The sequence below is a fragment of the Holdemanella sp. DFI.5.55 genome, from assembly GCF_020593575.1.
Classification (GTDB): Bacteria; Bacillota_I; Bacilli_A; order Erysipelotrichales; family Erysipelotrichaceae; genus Holdemanella; species Holdemanella hominis.
The window spans coordinates 1-235 of record NZ_JAJDMK010000380.1 but is presented as its reverse complement, the minus strand read 5'-3'; the positions used below and the strand labels follow the sequence as shown (position 1 = coordinate 235).

Annotated in this window: 1 protein-coding gene; it reads left to right on the top strand. The window is 54.9% G+C overall.

Annotation, left to right across the window (positions count from 1 at the left end; all coding sequences use genetic code 11):
* A partial coding sequence (locus tag LJE08_RS14500) for a GH25 family lysozyme (protein ID WP_227403650.1) occupies nt 1–235 on the top strand: 235 nt, incomplete at both ends.

Here is a 235-nt window from a genome sequence, read left to right as displayed (position 1 = left end):
AAGATTACGCAGGGCTCCGCGGGTGGGGATGCCTACATCAATCCCAAAGCTAAGACGCAGATAGGCAACGCACGGGTGGCGGGACTGCTCGTGCATGGCTATCATTACGCGCGTTTCAATGGTCGGCAAGACGCGATCAATGAGGCCAAGTGGTTCTATCAAAACGCGATCGCACTAGGATTGGGCAAAGAAAGCGTCTTGGCGGTGGATGCAGAAGATGACGACCTTGCCCATT